The 16547-nt window shown below is 60.2% G+C and carries 16 protein-coding genes and 1 pseudogene; 10 read left to right on the top strand and 7 right to left on the bottom strand.

From position 1 onward, the window contains the following. Positions 1-153: 153 nt before the first annotated feature. The gene (locus tag GG26_RS10700; protein WP_011429062.1) at positions 154-375 is read right to left on the bottom strand and encodes a high light inducible protein; all 222 of its coding nucleotides are present in this window, start codon (positions 373-375) and stop codon (positions 154-156) included. Between the two features lie 101 nt (positions 376-476). Continuing rightward, positions 477-1988, bottom strand: coding sequence for a threonine ammonia-lyase, biosynthetic (ilvA, locus tag GG26_RS10695; protein WP_011429063.1), 1512 nt, complete (start codon positions 1986-1988; stop codon positions 477-479). A gap of 159 nt (positions 1989-2147) precedes the next feature. On the opposite strand from ilvA, the gene GG26_RS10690 reads away from it, so the two are divergent. Continuing rightward, positions 2148-2630: a pyridoxamine 5'-phosphate oxidase family protein gene (locus tag GG26_RS10690; RefSeq protein ID WP_011429064.1), complete on the top strand. Its 483-nt coding sequence runs from the start codon at positions 2148-2150 to the stop codon at positions 2628-2630. Between the two features lie 36 nt (positions 2631-2666). Here the strand turns inward: GG26_RS10690 and GG26_RS10685 are convergent, their stop codons facing one another. Continuing rightward, a complete protein-coding gene (locus tag GG26_RS10685; RefSeq protein ID WP_099812602.1) occupies positions 2667-3593 on the bottom strand; it encodes an alpha/beta fold hydrolase in 927 nt (308 codons plus the stop codon). A gap of 89 nt (positions 3594-3682) precedes the next feature. Between GG26_RS10685 and GG26_RS10680 the strand changes: the two genes are divergently transcribed. Both GG26_RS10680 and GG26_RS10675 read left to right on the top strand, forming a co-directional pair. Continuing rightward, entirely contained in the window at positions 3683-4432 is a 750-nt protein-coding gene (locus tag GG26_RS10680; RefSeq protein WP_414348217.1) for a WecB/TagA/CpsF family glycosyltransferase, read from the top strand. 45 nt (positions 4433-4477) lie between these two features. After that, complete coding sequence (locus GG26_RS10675) at positions 4478-5323, top strand: cell division ATP-binding protein FtsE (RefSeq protein ID WP_414390499.1); 846 nt, start codon at positions 4478-4480, stop codon at positions 5321-5323. A gap of 176 nt (positions 5324-5499) precedes the next feature. Here the strand turns inward: GG26_RS10675 and metE are convergent. Continuing rightward, positions 5500-7079: pseudogene (gene metE / locus GG26_RS10670) on the bottom strand (5-methyltetrahydropteroyltriglutamate--homocysteine S-methyltransferase); the annotation flags it as partial. Positions 7080-7357: 278 nt separating this feature from the next. Between metE and GG26_RS10665 the strand changes: the two are divergent. The 7 genes from GG26_RS10665 (at position 7358) to GG26_RS10635 (ending at position 13604) form a co-directional block, all read left to right on the top strand. Next, positions 7358-8848, top strand: coding sequence for an ABC transporter substrate-binding protein (locus GG26_RS10665; RefSeq protein ID WP_414390496.1), 1491 nt, complete (start codon positions 7358-7360; stop codon positions 8846-8848). Beyond that, positions 8833-9834, top strand: coding sequence for an ABC transporter permease (locus GG26_RS10660; protein WP_011429070.1), 1002 nt, complete (start codon positions 8833-8835; stop codon positions 9832-9834). The genes GG26_RS10665 and GG26_RS10660 overlap by 16 nt, the downstream gene beginning before the upstream one ends. Before the next feature lie 128 nt (positions 9835-9962). Further along, the gene (locus tag GG26_RS10655) at positions 9963-10724 is read left to right on the top strand and encodes an ABC transporter permease (protein WP_228375493.1); all 762 of its coding nucleotides are present in this window, start codon (positions 9963-9965) and stop codon (positions 10722-10724) included. 4 nt (positions 10725-10728) lie between these two features. Next, positions 10729-11658, top strand: coding sequence for an ABC transporter ATP-binding protein (locus GG26_RS10650; protein WP_414390493.1), 930 nt, complete (start codon positions 10729-10731; stop codon positions 11656-11658). Continuing rightward, positions 11645-12319, top strand: coding sequence for an ABC transporter ATP-binding protein (locus GG26_RS10645; protein ID WP_414390491.1), 675 nt, complete (start codon positions 11645-11647; stop codon positions 12317-12319). Before GG26_RS10650 ends, GG26_RS10645 begins: the two co-directional genes overlap by 14 nt. Positions 12320-12365: 46 nt before the next feature. After that, complete coding sequence (locus GG26_RS10640; RefSeq protein WP_414390488.1) at positions 12366-13271, top strand: cell division protein FtsX; 906 nt, start codon at positions 12366-12368, stop codon at positions 13269-13271. 93 nt (positions 13272-13364) lie between these two features. Next, positions 13365-13604 (top strand): DNA-directed RNA polymerase subunit omega, encoded by a 240-nt coding sequence (locus tag GG26_RS10635; RefSeq protein WP_414390485.1) that lies wholly within the window; start codon positions 13365-13367, stop codon positions 13602-13604. A gap of 32 nt (positions 13605-13636) precedes the next feature. Here GG26_RS10635 and GG26_RS10630 read toward each other — a convergent pair whose 3' ends face one another. The 3 genes from GG26_RS10630 to GG26_RS10620 all read right to left on the bottom strand — a co-directional run bounded on the left by GG26_RS10630 (position 13637) and on the right by GG26_RS10620 (position 16544). Continuing rightward, the gene (locus GG26_RS10630) at positions 13637-14440 is read right to left on the bottom strand and encodes a mechanosensitive ion channel family protein (RefSeq protein WP_414390482.1); all 804 of its coding nucleotides are present in this window, start codon (positions 14438-14440) and stop codon (positions 13637-13639) included. Between the two features lie 39 nt (positions 14441-14479). Next, positions 14480-15598, bottom strand: a complete 1119-nt coding sequence (cax, locus tag GG26_RS10625; protein ID WP_011429079.1) for a calcium/proton exchanger — start codon at positions 15596-15598, stop codon at positions 14480-14482. Positions 15599-15785: 187 nt separating this feature from the next. Continuing rightward, the gene (locus GG26_RS10620) at positions 15786-16544 is read right to left on the bottom strand and encodes a hypothetical protein (RefSeq protein ID WP_011429080.1); all 759 of its coding nucleotides are present in this window, start codon (positions 16542-16544) and stop codon (positions 15786-15788) included. Between the last annotated feature and the right edge of the window lie 3 nt (positions 16545-16547).

Raw genomic sequence — 16547 nt, 5'->3', positions numbered from 1 at the left:
CGGGCTTTTCCGCCCCGCACTCAAGTGCGGGGCTACCAAGCTATCCTTTTGTGTGCAAAGTCAGCCAAGGAAGGGCTTGTTCAGGCAAAGATCGCCTGTACTCCCAGGTTGACCGCCTCGGATTTCACAAGCCACGGCTTGCTTTCCCCTCTTCTACTGCCCCAGGGACTGCAGCCAGCCGATGAGAGTAGTGCCAGACAAGGCTTCAAACAGGATCAGGGCAACAAAACCGATCATCGCCAAACGCCCGTTCAAGCGCTCTGCATAGTCGGTGAAGCCCACCCGCGGAACGGTGTCCACGTACATCTCCGGCTCGATGGCGTAGTTGTTGAGGCGGCCACCTTCTTCGACTACGACGGAGCGATATCTGCTCATAGGATTCTCCTTGCTTTTTCTCTACTAGCGTAGCGCGCTCTACATAGGACTGTAAAGTTTTGTTTACAACTTTGTTCACCCCCGCAACAAGCCGACACTGACTAGGCTAGGAAGAGTTTGTAGGCCGGATTGTGGCTTTCGTCCCAGTAGCGATAGTTCAGGGTATCCAGAAAGCGCTGCCAGGCGGGCATTTCCGAGGTGGGCACTTGCATGCCGATGAGGACGCGACCGTAGTCGGCGCCGTTGTTGCGGTAGTGAAAGAGGCTGATGTTCCAGTTGGGGCTCATGCAAGACAAGAACTGCATCAGGGCCCCGGGCCGCTCCGGGAACTCGAAGCGGTAGAGCAGCTCGTTCTCGGCCAGGGGGGAGCGCCCCCCCACCATGTGGCGTAGATGCAGCTTGGCCAGCTCGTCGTCGGTGAGATCCAAGGTCTTAAAGCCAGCCCGCTCCAGATCCAGGGCCGCTGCCTGGGCATCGGCCCGATCCCGCACCTGTAGGCCGACAAAGATGTGAGCTTCGTGGGTATCGGCAATGCGGTAGTTGAACTCGGTGAGGTTGCGCTGGCCGATGTGGGCGCAGAACCGACGCAGGCTGCCCCGCTCTTCGGGGATGGTGACGGCGAAAATGGCCTCCCGCTGTTCGCCGATCTCGGCTCGCTCGGCCACAAAGCGCAGGCGGTCGAAGTTCATATTGGCCCCGCTGGCCACCGCCACCAGGGTCTGTCCCTGGATGCCGGTGCGGCTGACGTAGGCTTTGAGGCCGGCAATGGCCAAGGCGCCGGCGGGCTCCAAAATAGAGCGGGTATCTTCAAAGACATCCTTGATGGCGGCACAGGTGTCGTCGGTGCTCACCAAGAGGATCTCGTCCACGTACTGCTGACAGAGGCGGAAGGTTTCTTCCCCCACCTCTCGCACCGCCACCCCATCAGCAAACAGGCCTACCTGAGAGAGGCGCACCCTTCGGCCAGCTCGTAGGGAGCGGTACATGGCGTCGGCGTCCAGCGGTTCTACCCCAATGATTTTGATCTCCGGGCGCAGGCGCTTGACGTAGGCGGCGATGCCCGAGATCAGGCCGCCCCCGCCGACGGCGACGAAGATGGCGTGGATGGGCTGTTGAGACTGGCGCAGGATCTCCATGCCGATGGTGCCCTGGCCAGCGATCACCAGGGGATCGTCGAACGGATGGATGAAGGTCAAACCTTTCTCGGCTTCCAGTTGCCGCGCGTGAGCATAGGCATCGTCAAAGGTGTCGCCGTGCAAGACCACCTGGGCCCCCCGCGCCCGCACCGCGTCTATCTTCACCTGGGGGGTGGTGACGGGCATCACGATGACCGCGTGGGTGCCCAGCCGCTGCGCTGCCAGGGCTACCCCTTGGGCGTGGTTGCCCGCAGAGGCCGCGATCACCCCTTGCGCCAGTTGCTCCGGAGGCAGGTGGGCCATCTTGTTGTAGGCCCCCCGCAGCTTAAAGGAGAAAACCGGCTGCAGATCTTCCCGCTTGAGCCAGACCTGGTTGTTCAGGCGGCGGGAGAGGTTAAAAGCCGGCTCCAGGGGGGTTTCTTGGGCGACGTCGTAAACGCGAGCCGTGAGGATCTGAACAAGATAGTCACAATACATCGGGATGTATCGACGTCGATAGGGTTGAAAAATGTCGAAAAACGTTGCTCCCGGTGGTGCGGGCTGCTCAAACGGGCAATGGATATTATCCCAGGGATCCAACCCTTCTCAAACGAGGGGGGCTTGGGGATAATAGCAGGGGCAATGGGAGAAAAAGCGATGTCGGCGCAGGAAAAGTTGAAGGCGCTGCTGGAGGGCCAGCCGGTGGCCAGCTTGGCGGTGCTGGATCACGGATCCCCGGCGGTATCGTTGGTGCCCTTCGTGGTGCAGTGGGATCCCTTGCGCTTTGCCATTGTCATCAGCGACCTTTCTTCCCACACCCAGGCTTTGCGGGCGGATCCGCGAGCCAGCCTGCTCATCCACGAGCCGCCCACGCCGGGGGATCCCCGCAGCAACCACGCTTTGCCGCGGGTGATGGTGAGCGGAAAAGCCCAGTTCCTCAGCCGCAAGGAAGCGCAAGCCCAGGGGTTCGAGGCTCTTTATCGCGCCAAGTACGAGATTGCCGAGATGATCCTGGGCCTAGCGGACTTCCACTTCTGCCAGATCACCCCCACCGGCGGCAGCTTCATTCAGGGGTTTGGCCAGGCCTTCCGGCTGAGCGGCCCCAACCTGGATCAACTGGAGCACCTCGGTCGCTCTTAGGCGGGAGAACCCAGACCTTCCTCCTCGCGGGAGTTGCTAGGGGATCCCGAGCTCAGGTTTTCGGGTGGGATCCCGGATCCAAGCCAGCAGCAGCGGGTTGACCAGCTCCGGGGCCTCGTCTTGGGGGCAGTGGCCAACTCCCGGCAGGGGGATGAACCCCACCACGCAGGGGAACTCGGCCAAGGCCCGCCCCAAAGCAATGGGCTCCCAGGGATCCACCTCTCCCCAGAGGATGAGGACGGGGCAGGTGACCTGGGGCAGGAGATCCTCGGCCAAGGGCCCCTGGGAGTAGCGCACAAAGGCCAAGAACACCTCTGCCGCTCCCGGATCGAGGGCCGGTCGCAGCAAAAGCTGCACCAGGTCTTCCGTAACCGCTTCCTTGCGCCCATACGCTTGGAGGAGGATGTTGCGAATGGCCCAGGGCTGGGCTATCTGGGCAAAGAAAAACCGGCCGAAGGGGGGCCACCCCAGCAAGGACTGGATGAGGGGGGTGGTTCGGCGGCGCAGCCAAGAGATCTGGCGACGCTTGCGCTCGTGCAACAGCCGCAGTGAGGGATCCAACATCGCCACCCCCAAGGCCTGGCCTGGCTCGAAAACAGCCGCCTGCAAGGCCACAATGCAACCAATGGAGTTGCCCACCAGATAAGCTGGCTCCCCCACCACCTCCCGCCCAAAATCGGCCACCTGGGCGCCCCAGGTTTCAAAGGTGTAGGGGAAAGGGGATCCCGGCAAGGGCTTGGCGGATCCCCCAAATCCCAGGAGGTCAAGGGCGTACACGCGGCAGTGCCGCCCCAGCTCCGGCAAATTTTTCCGCCAGTGGTCGCTGCTGGCCCCAAAACCGTGGATAAGCACCACCGCCGGGCCGGCGGATCCCGCCTGTTGGTAGCGGATGGACTGGCCCTGCCAGAGCCAGCGCCCCTCGCGGGGGGCCAAGACGCTTGTAGAAGGCTGTTCAGAGAGCATGGAATCCCTATCTCACCCCGAAGGATAGCGCTCTTTTTTGTTGGCACAATCTGGATTGGGAAGCAAGTTCTCTCCCTAGGCCCGTGGCAATGTCGTTGGTAACCTACTCCCTTTTGGGCGTCAACCTGCACCTTACCCTGCCGGAAACCCATCTGCAGAGCTATACCGCCTGGATTGAAGCCCGCATCAGCCAGGGCCTGGGTGCTCAGGTAGTCACCTGCAATCCGGAGATGATCATGCAGGCGCAGCGGGATCCGGCCTTTGCCCAAGTGCTGCAGGAGGCTGAGCTGGTGATCCCAGATGGGGCGGGGGTGGTGTGGGCTTTGCGGCGGCAGGGGATCCGTGTCCAGCGGGTGCCGGGGATCGAGCTGGCCGAAGCTTTGATCTCGCGGGCAGCAGAACGGGGGTGGCGCTTGGCCTTGGTGGGAGGAAGGCCGGCAGTCAACCGGGCAGCGGTTCAGCAGTGGCAAGCTCACTTTCCCTCTCTGTCCATTTGGGGCCATCACGGCTACTTCTCTGGCGCCGAAGAGGAAAAACTTCTGCAAGCTCTCCAGAAAATCCAACCCCAACTGGTGTGGGTGGGGCTGGGATCCCCGCGCCAGGAGCTGTGGATCCAGAGATGGCGCAGCCTCTTGCCCCAGGCCATCTGGATGGGGGTGGGGGGCAGCTTCGACATTTGGGCCGGCCAAAAACGGCGAGCCCCCCGCTGGTGGCGTGACCATCACCTGGAATGGTTGTATCGTCTCTATCAGGAACCTTGGCGCTGGCGACGCATGTTGGCTTTGCCCAGGTTTGCCTGGCGGGTGCTGTGGGATCGCTCTTCTCCCTCGCGCTCCTAGCCTGGCAGCTCCACTCGTTCCCTTCTCTCTAGGCGCTTTACCACGATGCTTGGTCAGCACATCGGCTACGCTCCCCGCCTTCACCCTTGGGCTGGTACAGCCCCAAACCCCTCCCTCCTCGTCCCAACCGACCCAGAAACCACCTTGGGCCTCTACCGCAAGCCCCAGACCGGATCCCTGCCAGCCCTAGGTAGCGCTGAGAGCATGGTGTCGCTGCGGGGGGTGAGCAAGGTCTTTCCCAACGGCAACTGGGTTTTCCGAGATGTGAACTTGGAGGTGCGCCGCGGCGAGTTTGTGTTCGTAACCGGGGTGTCGGGGGCGGGCAAGTCCACCCTGCTACGGCTGCTCTACGGGGCCGAACAGGCCACCGAGGGCACGGTGATAGTGGATGGGGTGTGTCTGTTTTCTTCGGAAGGTCGGCGGCGGCCCTACCGCATCCCGCCCCGCCCCCTAGCAATGTTGCGGCGGCGCTTGGGGGTGGTTTTTCAAGACTATCGCCTCTTGGCCAATCGCACCCTGGCGGAAAATGTGGCCTTTGTGCTGCGCGCCCAGGGACTTTCCCCAGCAGAGATTCGCCGCCGCCTGGGGCCGACTTTGAAGATGGTGGGGCTGACCGAGAAGCGGGATTGCTTCCCGGACGAGCTTTCGGGAGGGGAGCAACAGCGCCTCAGCTTGGCCCGCGCCATTGTCAACATGCCCGTCTTGTTGCTGGCCGACGAGCCGACGGGAAATCTGGATCGGGAAAACTCCCTATTGGTGCTCCAAATCCTGGAGCGGCTCAATTCTTTTGGCGTGACGATCCTCATGACTAGCCACGACCCCTATCTGGTGGAGCGGGCGGGTCACCGGGTGGTGCGCCTGGAGGGAGGGCGCCTGTATGATCTGCGCTGAGGGCTGCCGGGATCCCTATTTTGCTCTCCACAAGCTTTTTGAGATCCCGGAGAGCAGCTTTGCCGGTTGCATCAGCAGACCGTAGGCCCTAAGCCAGCCGCATCAGCACAACAGCGGCACCGCCCGCGGCGACTTGTCAAGCCAGCCCGACCAGTTACATCAGCAGGTCGTGGACCTTACTCGCGCAGACCCTCAGGTTGGGTTTCCAGAAGCTCCTCCCCTAGCTGATGAGCGGCAGCCACCATATTTTTCAGTGCGGGGATCACCTCCTCCCAGCGGCGGGTCTTGAGGCCACAATCGGGATTAACCCAAGTTTGCTCCACAGGCAAGTGGGCCAGTCCTGTGCGCAGCTGCTGCAGGATTTGCTCAACGCTCGGCACCGCAGGGCTGTGGACATCGTAAACGCCGTTGCCCACCTGGTGACGATACCCAGCCTGGGCAATTTGCAGCAGGGTTTTGTTGTTGCTGCGGCTGTTTTCAATGGAAAGCACGTCGGCATCCAGCCGCTCAATGTGCTCGATGATGTCCCCAAACTCTGAGTAGCACATGTGGGTGTGAATCTGGGTTTCCGGCTTGGCCCCGCCGGTAGCTAGGCGAAAGGCATCCACTGCCCAGCTGAGGTATTCTGGCCAGCGTTCTTTTTTCAGAGGTAGCCCCTCCCGCAGTGCCGGCTCATCCACTTGCACCATCACCGCTCCAGCCGCTTCCAGATCTGCCACTTCGGCTCTCAAGGCCAGGGCAATCTGCAAAGCCTGCTCCCGCCGGGGAATATCAACACGGGGAAAGGACCAGTTGAGCATAGTCACTGGCCCCGTGAGCATGCCTTTCACCGGCTTTTGGGTGTGGGACTGGGCTACTTGGAATTCCCGCACTGTCATGGGTTGGGGGCGAACCACGTCGCCGTAGAGAATGGGAGGGCGCACGCAGCGGCTGCCGTAACTCTGCACCCAGCCGTGTTCAGTGAAGGCAAAGCCTTCCAGCTTCTGGGCAAAGTACTCCACCCTGTCGGTGCGCTCAAATTCCCCATGCACCAACACATCCAGGCCAATCTCTTCTTGAATGCGGATGCACTTGGCAATCTCAGCGTCAATGGCTGCTTCGTACTCCGCCTGCGAAACCTCCCCTCTTTTGTACTTAGCTCGCCACTGCCGCACCTCTGGAGTTTGGGGGAAGGAGCCAATGGTGGTGGGCAAAGGTGGTAGAAAGGTGGTAGCTGAACCTGCCGACTTAGGCGCTGCTCGTAGGGCAGGAATCGCTCGAAGTCCTGGAGCTTGAGGTTGGCCAAAGCCTGGCGCACTTGGGGGTTGGGGGGGCTAAACTGCGCAAAGCTCTGCCACTGCTGCTGGATTTCCGCCTGCTGGGCAGCAGTGTCTTCGCCGTTGAGGGCTCGCGCCAGGAGAGCTACTTCGGCCAGCTTCTGTTCGGCAAAGCTGAGGACATTTCTGAGGGGTTCCGGCAACTGGGCTTCCAGAGCAGCGTCGTGGGGCACAAATTGCAACGAAGCGGAAGGCTGCACCCGTAGGTTGGGAGCTACCCCCTGCAGCTCCCGCAGGCTGGCCAAGACGGTCTCAGGCTGAACCTTCCAGACATTCCGAGCGTCCACTACGCTAGCACCTAGGATCTGGTCAGCCGGAAAGCCATAGGTTCTTACCAGATCCAGGGTGTGGCCACGGGTAAAGTCAAGGCTAATGCCGGCCACCGGCAGTTGCACCACCCAGGGGTAAGTCTCCCCCAGGTCATCGAAGTAGGTGACCAAGAAGTCATCGGAACCCTCTAAGCATCCTCCCCCCCTGCATTGCTCTCAAGATAAGGCAGTGATAGCTTAGCTGCCATAAGTCTTGTCCAGGAGGCAAGGAGGTTTGCTCCTTTTTGCTGAAAAAGCGACAGATCGGGGTTTCTATGGCATCAAGCTTAAAAGTAACTGTGTGGTCTGTGGGCCTCTTCTTGCTGAGCCAGATGTGGGCTGGATGCGCTCAGAATGCTGCTGAGCGGACAGCTTTCGATCCAAAGCTAGCAGGATCCAGCGATCAAATCGTGCTGGCCATTGGAGGGGAAAGCGAAGAAGGATTTGATCCCACCCTGGGCTGGGGACGTTACGGTTCGCCTTTGTTCCAAAGCACTCTGCTGCGGCGGGACGAGAACCTTGAGATTGTAAACGACCTGGCGACTGGCTACACTGTCAGCCAAGATGGCCTAACCTGGACGGTAACCCTACGAAAGGATGCAGTCTTCTCCGATGGAAAACCTGTCACAGCAGCGGACGTGGCTTACACCTTTAACCAAGCAGCTCGGAGTGGTGGTCTGGTCGACCTAACCGCCCTAAAGGAAGCAGTAGCTATCGACACTCATACGGTGGAGCTGCGGCTGCAAAAACCCCAAAGTACTTTTGTCAACCGCCTCATCACCTTGGGTATCGTGCCTCAACATGCCCACGGGCCTGATTATGCTCGCAAACCCATTGGCTCTGGCCCCTACCGACTGGTGCAGTGGGATGAGGGGCAACAACTGATTGTGGAGGCAAATCCCTTATATTACGGCCAGACTCCTGGCATTCGGCGGCTGGTTTTCCTTTTCCTGGAGGAGGATGCAGCCTTTGCAGCAGCCCGAGCCGGACAGGTACACGTGGTTAGCGTGCCTCAGTCTTTGGCTAAGCAAACTGTTAAGGGCATGAAGCTTCACGCCATTCCCAGTGTGGATAACCGAGGGCTGATGTTCCCCTTTCCCCCTAAAACCGGTGCGACAACCCCAAAGGGATACCCCATCGGCAACGATGTGACTTCTGACTTGGCGATTCGCAAGGCGGTCAACTTCGCCATTGACCGACAGGCGCTGGTGGATGGAGTCCTAGAAGGCTACGGATCCCCTGCCTATGGCCCAGTCAGCGGTTTGCCCTGGGAAGAGCCGACCGCCAAGATTGAGGACAACAATCCAGACCTGGCCCGTCAGATTCTAGCTGAGGGAGGCTGGAGCGATGAAGATGGGGATGGGGTAGTGGAAAAAAACGGGCTACGGGCTGAGTTCACCGTGCTCTACCCGGCCAACGACAGTATTCGCCAAGCCCTGGCCCTAGCTGTTGCAGAAATGCTGCGGCCTGTGGGCATCCGAGTCAATGTCGAGGGCAAAAGTTGGGATGACATCATTCCGCTCATGCACAGCAACGTGGTGCTGTTTGGCTGGGGCAGCCATGACCCAACTGAGATGTACAACCTCTACCACAGCAAAGCGGCCCAGGGGGGATTTTTCAATGCCGGCTACTATGCCAACCCGTTTGTGGATCGAATGCTGGATCTGGCTATGGAGGCCCCCTCTGAAGCTGAAGCTATCCCCTTCTGGCGGGCAGCCCAGTGGGATGGAAAGCAAGGCTTTACTGCCAAAGGAGATGCAGCCTGGGCTTGGTTGGTAAACCTGGATCATACCTACTTTGTTCACGAGTGCTTGGATATAGGCCAGCCGCAGGTACAGCCTCATGGCCATGGTTGGCCAATCACAGCCAACATCACCCGTTGGAAATGGACGTGCAACTGAGGTCAGTTCTGCTGTTTCTGGCTTATAAGCTGACTCGGCTGGGGTTGCTGCTGGCGGCTGTGGCAGTCCTGACGTTTGCCCTGCTCAGCTTCTCCCCTGTTGATCCCGTACAAGCCTATGTAGGGGCCGACATGCTGCAGATCAGCCCAGCCCAACGAGACCTGATTGCCCAGCGTTGGGGGCTGGATCAGCCCATGCTGCTTCGCTTTGGGAACTGGCTTGGGCAGATGGTTCAAGGCAACTGGGGCACCTCAATGGTGTTCAATCAGCCAGTGGTGCAGGTCATTCAACAGCGGTTTGAGCTATCGCTGCCCTTACTGGCAATTGCCTGGCTGCTTTCCGGTTTCCTGGGAGTGGGGTTGGGGGTTTTGGCCGCAGCGTTTCAGGGCACTTGGGTTGACCGCGGTATTCGTCTTTACGCCTACACCCTCGCCTCTTCTCCCCCTTTCTGGGTGGCGCTGCTACTCTTGATCGCGTTTTCGGTAGAGCTGGGTCTAACACCTATCTGTTGCGCCGCGCCACCTGGCGCGTTGGCGGAGGAGGTGACTTTTTGGCAGCGCTTACACCACTTGCTCTTGCCTGCTTTCACCCTAACTTTCATCGGCGTTGCCAACATCACCTTGCACACTCGTCAGAAGCTCATTGACGTGTTGCACAGCAACTATGTGCTGTTTGCTCGTGCCCAGGGGGAAAGCCTGGCTGGGATCCTGTGGTACCACGGCTTGCGGAATATCTTGCTGCCTGCGCTGACGCTGCAATTTGCCTCCTTTGGGGAACTGTTTGGTGGCTCAGTGTTAGTGGAACAGGTGTTTGCTTATCCAGGACTGGGACAAGCAACGGTACAGGCAGCTTTGCGCAGTGATGTGCCTCTGTTGGTGGGCATTGTGTTTTTCAGCGCCTTGTTTGTCTATGCCGGCAATACCCTAGCTGACCTGTCCTACCAGATTGTCGATCCACGCATTCGCCTTGGCGGGAGGATAGGATGATCCCTTTTGCATCGCCTCGTGTTGCTGCTGCTGATGCCGATGGGGGGATGAAATTCTCAGAGTCCTCTGTCAAAGGAGAGCGCAGGCGGCAGACTCTGTGGGCAATTGGACTGTGTGCTTTTTTTTTGGTGTCTATCCTCTGCAGCGCTGGGCTTATCGGCGATACCGGACTGAGCCCGAACCTAACTCAGCGGAATCAGCCTCCTTCCCTGGCCCATCCCTTCGGCACCGACTGGCTGGGGCGGGATATGCTGGCCCGATCCTTGCACGGGATGTCCCTTAGTCTGTGGGTAGGCATGCTGGCTGCCGCCGTCAGCGTGGTGATCGCCGCTGTTTTGGGTTTGGTGGGTGGCACGGTGGGAGGCTGGGTGGATGCCTCGATCTGCTGGATGATTGACCTATGTTTCAGCCTGCCTCACCTGGTGGTGCAGATCCTTATAGCTTTTGCTGTCGGCGGCGGAGTTCGGGGAGTCATTGTTGCCGTTGCCCTCACCCACTGGCCCAGCCTAGCGCGCCTGGTGCGGGCCGAGGTGTTACAGGTCAGCAGTTCTGACTATGTCCAGAGTTCTTACCGACTGGGCCGCTCTTCCCTCTGGGTTGCCCGCTACCATATGATGCCTCACATTTTGCCCCAGCTCCTAGTGGGACTTATTCTGCTGTTTCCCCACGCCATTTTGCACGAAGCAGCCCTCTCATTCATTGGGGTAGGTATTTCGCCGCACCTACCGGCCATCGGCATTATTCTGGCCGAATCCATGCGCCACCTCTCCACCGGCTACTGGTGGCTGGGGGTTATGCCTGGACTGCTGCTGCTGCTGTCGGTCAAGGCTTTTGACTGGCTGGGAGAAAACCTGCAGGCCCTTCTCAATCCGCGTACGGCTCAGGAGTAGGGACATGTTGGTGGTCTCCGGCCTAAACATTAGGTTCAGCCGATACGAGCGGGGGCTGCGCCGCCGCTACCTTCAGGTGATTACAGATCTGGATCTGGAGGTTAAGGCAGGGGAGGTGGTGGCAGTGGTGGGGGCCAGCGGATCGGGCAAAAGTTTGCTGGCCCATGCCCTCTTGGGTCTTTTGCCAGAGAACGCTACCCTGCGCGGTACTCTCCTATTTCAGGGGCAGCCCTTGACCCCTGAGCGGTGTAGGCAACTGCGCGGCAAGGCCATTGCTCTCATCCCCCAGTCTGTGGACTACCTGGATCCCCTCATGCAAGTAGGATCCCAGGTACAGCGGGTAGCTCGGCTCAGCGGTGCCTCCCAAGGCGAGGCCCGTAGAGCAGTGAGCCGCATCTTTGCCCGCTATCGCTTGCCGCCGGGAACAGAGGGCCTCTACCCTTTCCAGCTCTCCGGAGGCATGGCACGGCGGGTGCTGGTATCGACGGCGGCAGTTAGCAGAGCCAAGCTGGTGATAGCCGACGAGCCCACGCTAGGCTTGGACGCGGAGGTGGTGGCTGAGACCCTTGCCCATCTGCGGGAGCTGGCCCAGGAGGGCCGAGGCGTTATGTTGATTACACACGATATTCAGGCGGCGTTGTCGGTGGCAGATCGAGTGGCAGTCTTCTATGCGGGCACTACAGTCGAGTTGGCCTCGGCTCAGGATTTCGAAAGGGGAAACTTGCGCCACCCCTACACTCAAGCTCTGTGGCGATCCCTGCCCCAAAATGAGTTTGCTCCCCTGCCGGGCAACCAGCCTGACCCTGAGGCACTGCCTGCGGGTTGTTTGTTTGGGGATCGCTGCCCCTGGGCAAGTGAAATCTGTCGAGCTGAGCGTCCGCCTCTGCGGGCGGTTGGAGGAGGGTGGGTGAGGTGTATCCATGCTCAAGGGTGAGCATCTCTGGTTTCGCTATGGACGGCATCTGCCTTGGGTGGTGCAAGATCAGACCCTTCAAGTAGAACTTGGGGAAGTCGTAGGGCTGATGGCTCCCTCTGGTTTTGGCAAAACTACTCTGGCCAAGTTGCTGGCGGGCTACCTTACCCCCAGCCAAGGTCGGGTGAGTGTGGCAGGGCAGCCTTTGCCTCGGCGAGGGTACTGCCCAGTGCAGCTTGTCTTTCAACATCCAGAGCAGGCCGTTAACCCCCACTGGCGCATAGCTCAGGTCTTGCGGGAAGGGCCTCCTCCCCAGCCAGAGGTTCTCCACACCCTAGGCATTTCCCCCAGTTGGCTCAACCGCTATCCCCATGAGCTAAGCGGGGGAGAATTGCAGCGGGTTGTCATCGCCCGGGTTCTCAACCCACAAACTCGCTATTTGATTGCAGATGAGATGACAGCCATGCTCGACGCCAATACCCAAGCCCTGATCTGGCAAGCTGTCTTGGCCTATGGGCGGGCACATCAGATGGGGCTTTTGGTCATCAGTCATGATCGCTTTCTCCTGGAACGGCTCTGCAGCCGCTACGTCATCATGACCAGCCACGACCCCTATCTTGTGGAGCGGGCCGGCCACCGGGTGGTGCGCATAGAAGGAGGACGTCTGTATGATATGGGCTGAGGATCTGCCGGGATTCCCAACTTGGGTTTAGGTGGCGGTAGGCAGCATGCCATTTCTCTATAAGATCCGCTATCTCCTGCAGGAGACCCTTTTGGGGTTGCGGCGGGGGGGCTGGCTGAACTGGGCTGCTATCAGCACCCTGTTGGTGTTGCTGTTTTTGGTCGGGATCGGCGTGGAGCTGTCTCGGGGGGTGGATGCAACGGTCCAGTCGCTGGGGGGGCAACTGGAGATCTCCGTCTATCTGGAGCCGGAACGCCGGGGGGTGGATTTGCAGCCCCAAGTGGCCCAACTGCCTCATGTGGCGGAGGTGAGGGTGATCACCAAAGAGCAAGCTTGGCGCGACCTTTTGCTGGAGATGGGGATCCAGGATGAGGCGGCCCTGGAGACCCAGTTGGGGGATAACCCTTTGGTGGATGCCCTGCGAGTCAAGGCCGATTCTGCCGAGATCCTAGGTCAAGTGGCCGAGCAGATCCGCCAACTGGAGGGGGTAGACGAGGTGTACTACGGCGACCGCATTGTGGAGCAACTGGCCCAAATCCAGGAGGTGCTACGTCTGGGATCCCTGAGCATCACCGGGGTGTTGGCCCTGACGGCAGTGGCGGTGATCACTACCACCATTCGCCTGGTTGTCATGGCGCGGCGGCGGGAGATTGAGGTGATGCAACTGGTGGGTGCGACGGCGACCTGGATTTACTTGCCCTTTATTTTGCAGGGCTGCCTGTTCGGGGTAGTCAGTGCGCTGGGGGCTTGGGGCTTGGTTCTGGGATCCCAACAGTTACTGCAGGAGGCGCTGGAGCAGTTGATTGCGCTGCCCTTCCTCAAGGTGATGCAGGCCGATCCCGGCCAGGCGGAGTTTTGGTTTCTGCCGCTGCTGTTGCTGGGGATGGGGGTTTTTCTGGGCACCAGCAGCAGCTTGATTGCAGTGCGCAAGTCGGCGGGGCGTTGGTTTTGATCGGGGATCCCTCGCCCTGGGCCGGGCTGACGCCCTTATGAGCTGCGAGAGGTTTGCTAAGATAAAAGGCTACCTGGTAACAAGACGCCGACCATGACCTTGCGTAACCCTCACTTGGGCATCGACAACGACGAGCTGATGCGTCGGGTAGAGGCGTTAATTAACGCTTCCAAAAACCGCTATCGCATCACAGTGCAGGTGGCCAATCGGGCCAAGCGTCGCTGCTACGATGACCCCAACGATGTGGAAGAGGGCTGGATGAAGCCCATTCGCCGCGCCATCATCGAAATGTCCGATGAGCTGACCGAGCCGGAAATCATCGGCGACGAGTAGCCGCCTGGCCCCCTTGGAGCTGCGATGGCCAGCTAGGGAGGAAGTTGGCCGGCTCGCTCCTCAGAAATGGGATCGGGGTTGCTCAGCCGTGACTCCATTGGGTGCAAAAGGCGGTGGGTTTCTTCCGGGCTGAGGCCCTGGATGCGCATCTCCAGTGGGCTGCACAACCAGAGGGCTTGTTGCGGAAACGGGATCTGGATCCCGGCTTGGTCGAAGGCATGCTTGAGGCGACGGCGGTATTCCCGCGTCACCCGCCACTGCTGCAGCGGTTGCACCTTGATCCAGATGCGCAATGTAATCCCCCGCTCCCCCAGGTCATCGACGCCGTGCATCTCGGGGGGCTCGCGGATCTTGTCCCGCCAGGCCGGCTCCCGATACATCTGTAGAGCCACCTGCTCGGTAATGCGGATGGCCTGTTCCAGGTCGTTTTCGTAGGCGATCACGATCCCCAGATCCACCCGCGACCAGCCGTTGGAGAGGTTCTCCACCACCCGAATGGCGCTGTTGGGAATGGAGCGGGCCCGCTGCGACACCGGCGGCAGGCTGCCGGGATCCCCCTGTGGCGCGGCGACCAAGAACAGCCGCCGCCCATCCAGTGTCACGGCCTCCGTTTGGATGGAAGCGGTGGGCAGGCTGAGCGCTTGCCGCAGCTCTTCCAGAGCATCCAAGCGGCTGAGCAAAGGCACGTTGGAGGCGGTGCCGTGGTTTTGAGAAGTTTCCTGCCCCCAGGCAGGCTCGATGGCCGGAGATAGGGCGAGGGACGCGCCGAAAAGGAGCGGCCACAGCAGGGATCCCATTTTCCCCGACTTATCTACCGGTCGCAGCTGGCGCAACATGAATCGTTTGCGTCCGCGGTGTGGAGTACTTGAACAACCTCACTCCAAAAAGAAAAAAGCAATGCCGAGAATGGCATAGGTGGCCAAGAGCAACAGCCCCTCCAGCCAGTTGGAGCGACCGTCGCTGCTGACGGAGTTGACCAGCAACACCGAGACGGCAATGGCCACCAGCTCCACTGTGCCGAAGTTAAAGTTCATCGGCTGGCCCAGCACGTTCCCGGCCAGCACCAACAGAGGCGCCACGAACAGGGCAATTTGCATCGTCGAGCCCAGAGATACTGAGAAGGAGAGATCCATCTTGTCTTTCATGGCCACCGTGATTGCCGTCGCATGTTCGGCCGCATTGCCGATGATCGGCAGCAAAATCACCCCCATGAACAGCGAGGTAATGTGCAAGTGCTCCAGAGTATGCTCCAGGGTGCTCACCAACAGTTCCGACTCCAGCGCCACCAACACCGTCAACCCCAAGAGGGCCAACAGCCAAAACCCCAAACCGGCCCGCTCGGGCGGGGCCGTCAACACTTGGGGAATGGATCCCTCTGCCTGCAAAACCGGATTGGGGGCGAGACGGGCAGCGGCTTCATGTTCTGCCGCCTCTGCCTCGTGAATGGTGTAAAGGTAGCTGTGGGTTTTGAGGGAAAACAGCAAGGTAAGGCCATAAACCCCGATCAGCACCAAAGCCACCGCTGTAGAGAGCTCTTGGATGGAGAGCGCGCCCAAGTTGGCGTCGGCATAGGTGACCACGCTGGGCAAGATCAGGGCCACCACCGCCAGGTTCATTACCGAGGCGTTCATACGCGCCACTTCGGGCCGAAAGCTCTGCTCGCGAAACTTAATGCCGCCCAAAAACATGGCCAGCCCGGCCACCAGCAGCAGGTTGCTGATGATCGAGCCGGTGATGGAGGCTTTCACCACCTCCACCAGTCCCGCCTGCAGCGCCACCAGGCCAATGATTAGCTCGGTGGCGTTGCCAAAGGTGGCGTTGATCAGTCCCCCGATCGTCGGCCCGGTCAAGGCAGCGATCTCCTCGGTGGCTTGACCCATAAACTTCGCCAAGGCCACCACCGCCAAGGCCGCACAAAGGAAGACCAGATTGGGATCCCAGCCCTGCAAGTGGCCTGTCCACGAGAGGGGAACCCCCAGCAGCAGCAGGAACATCAAGCCGTTCAGCGCTCTCTGCCAGCCTGCTGCAGGGCGAACTGAGGAAACCAGAGAATTTGCATCGGCCAGAGTCATAGTTCCGGGGAATAGAGGCTGATAGATAGTTTCAGAAGTGTGGCGGCGGCAGCAGCGGCCTTCCAAAGCAGTCTAGCTGCTGCCAGGGAGGCTTGAGTAGGTACTGCGATTAGAGGGAGATGACTCGATGGCGCTGCAGCAGGCGGAGGAGCTCGGCTCCCAGTTGATCCACCAGGTGCTGCGGATCGCCGATTTTCAAAAAGCTGCTGCCTTCCACCTCAAAGGGAAAGGATCCCTCGATGCCGTGGCGGGGCAGTTGCACCAGCAGCAGTTGCTCGGGGCGCTTCGATTGCAGGGCATAGCCCAGCTCCAGACAGACCTGTGGGCTGGGCAGAGGCCGCCCCCGGCCATTGACCTGCACAGGGGTGACATCGGCCACCACCAGCAACGCCTGCTTGAGCTTGCGAATCAGCGCTGCGTCGATGAGGGGTGTCTCTGGGGATCCCTGCAGTTGTAGCGGAAGAACCGGCTGATGATGGCGGTTAATGGCCTCCACCACCGTCTGCAACGCCTGGTGCAGCGTGGCGCTGGAGTCGGGGTAATCTGATTGGCCACAGAAGTAGATGGCCGGCTCCGTGATGCTTAGGGCAGCCCGCTTATTGAAGTAGATCTCGCGGCTGATTAAATCGAGGTTGGAGATGCTGTAGGCGCCGCTGCCCTCGATGTAAAACTCCACCAGCTCCCCTTCCAAGTAGCGCTGCCACCAGACAGAGGCCTTCACCTGCTCCACATCGTCGAGGAAATCGGCTCGCATCGCCGTTTTCAGGAGGCCGGTACGGCTTAGGCGCAAGTCAGGGGCTCGCTGTTGCACTTGGGAGGCAGACAACACCGAATCCAAATACCAGGCTCTCAAGACAATGATCGCCATCGG

The sequence above is a fragment of the Synechococcus sp. 'PEA 65AY6A-5F PE A' genome (assembly GCF_047462575.1).
Taxonomy (GTDB): domain Bacteria; phylum Cyanobacteriota; class Cyanobacteriia; order Thermostichales; family Thermostichaceae; genus Thermostichus.
The sequence above is the reverse complement of the archived record's forward strand: the minus strand, read 5'-3'. Positions and strand labels throughout refer to the sequence as shown.

Bases quoted from the DNA above. Each gene is read 5' to 3' on its own strand.
- GG26_RS10700 (WP_011429062.1), bottom strand. From the start codon at position 375: ATGAGCAGATATCGCTCCGTCGTAGTCGAAGAAGGTGGCCGCCTCAAC.
- ilvA (WP_011429063.1), bottom strand. From the start codon at position 1,988: ATGTATTGTGACTATCTTGTTCAGATCCTCACGGCTCGCGTTTACGAC.
- GG26_RS10690 (WP_011429064.1), top strand. From the start codon at position 2,148: ATGTCGGCGCAGGAAAAGTTGAAGGCGCTGCTGGAGGGCCAGCCGGTG.
- GG26_RS10685 (WP_099812602.1), bottom strand. From the start codon at position 3,593: ATGCTCTCTGAACAGCCTTCTACAAGCGTCTTGGCCCCCCGCGAGGGG.
- GG26_RS10680 (WP_414348217.1), top strand. From the start codon at position 3,683: ATGTCGTTGGTAACCTACTCCCTTTTGGGCGTCAACCTGCACCTTACC.
- GG26_RS10675 (WP_414390499.1), top strand. From the start codon at position 4,478: ATGCTTGGTCAGCACATCGGCTACGCTCCCCGCCTTCACCCTTGGGCT.
- GG26_RS10660 (WP_011429070.1), top strand. From the start codon at position 8,833: ATGGACGTGCAACTGAGGTCAGTTCTGCTGTTTCTGGCTTATAAGCTG.
- GG26_RS10650 (WP_414390493.1), top strand. From the start codon at position 10,729: ATGTTGGTGGTCTCCGGCCTAAACATTAGGTTCAGCCGATACGAGCGG.
- GG26_RS10645 (WP_414390491.1), top strand. From the start codon at position 11,645: ATGCTCAAGGGTGAGCATCTCTGGTTTCGCTATGGACGGCATCTGCCT.
- GG26_RS10640 (WP_414390488.1), top strand. From the start codon at position 12,366: ATGCCATTTCTCTATAAGATCCGCTATCTCCTGCAGGAGACCCTTTTG.
- GG26_RS10635 (WP_414390485.1), top strand. From the start codon at position 13,365: ATGACCTTGCGTAACCCTCACTTGGGCATCGACAACGACGAGCTGATG.
- GG26_RS10630 (WP_414390482.1), bottom strand. From the start codon at position 14,440: ATGTTGCGCCAGCTGCGACCGGTAGATAAGTCGGGGAAAATGGGATCC.
- cax (WP_011429079.1), bottom strand. From the start codon at position 15,598: ATGTTCCTGCTGCTGCTGGGGGTTCCCCTCTCGTGGACAGGCCACTTG.
- GG26_RS10620 (WP_011429080.1), bottom strand. From the start codon at position 16,544: ATGGCGATCATTGTCTTGAGAGCCTGGTATTTGGATTCGGTGTTGTCT.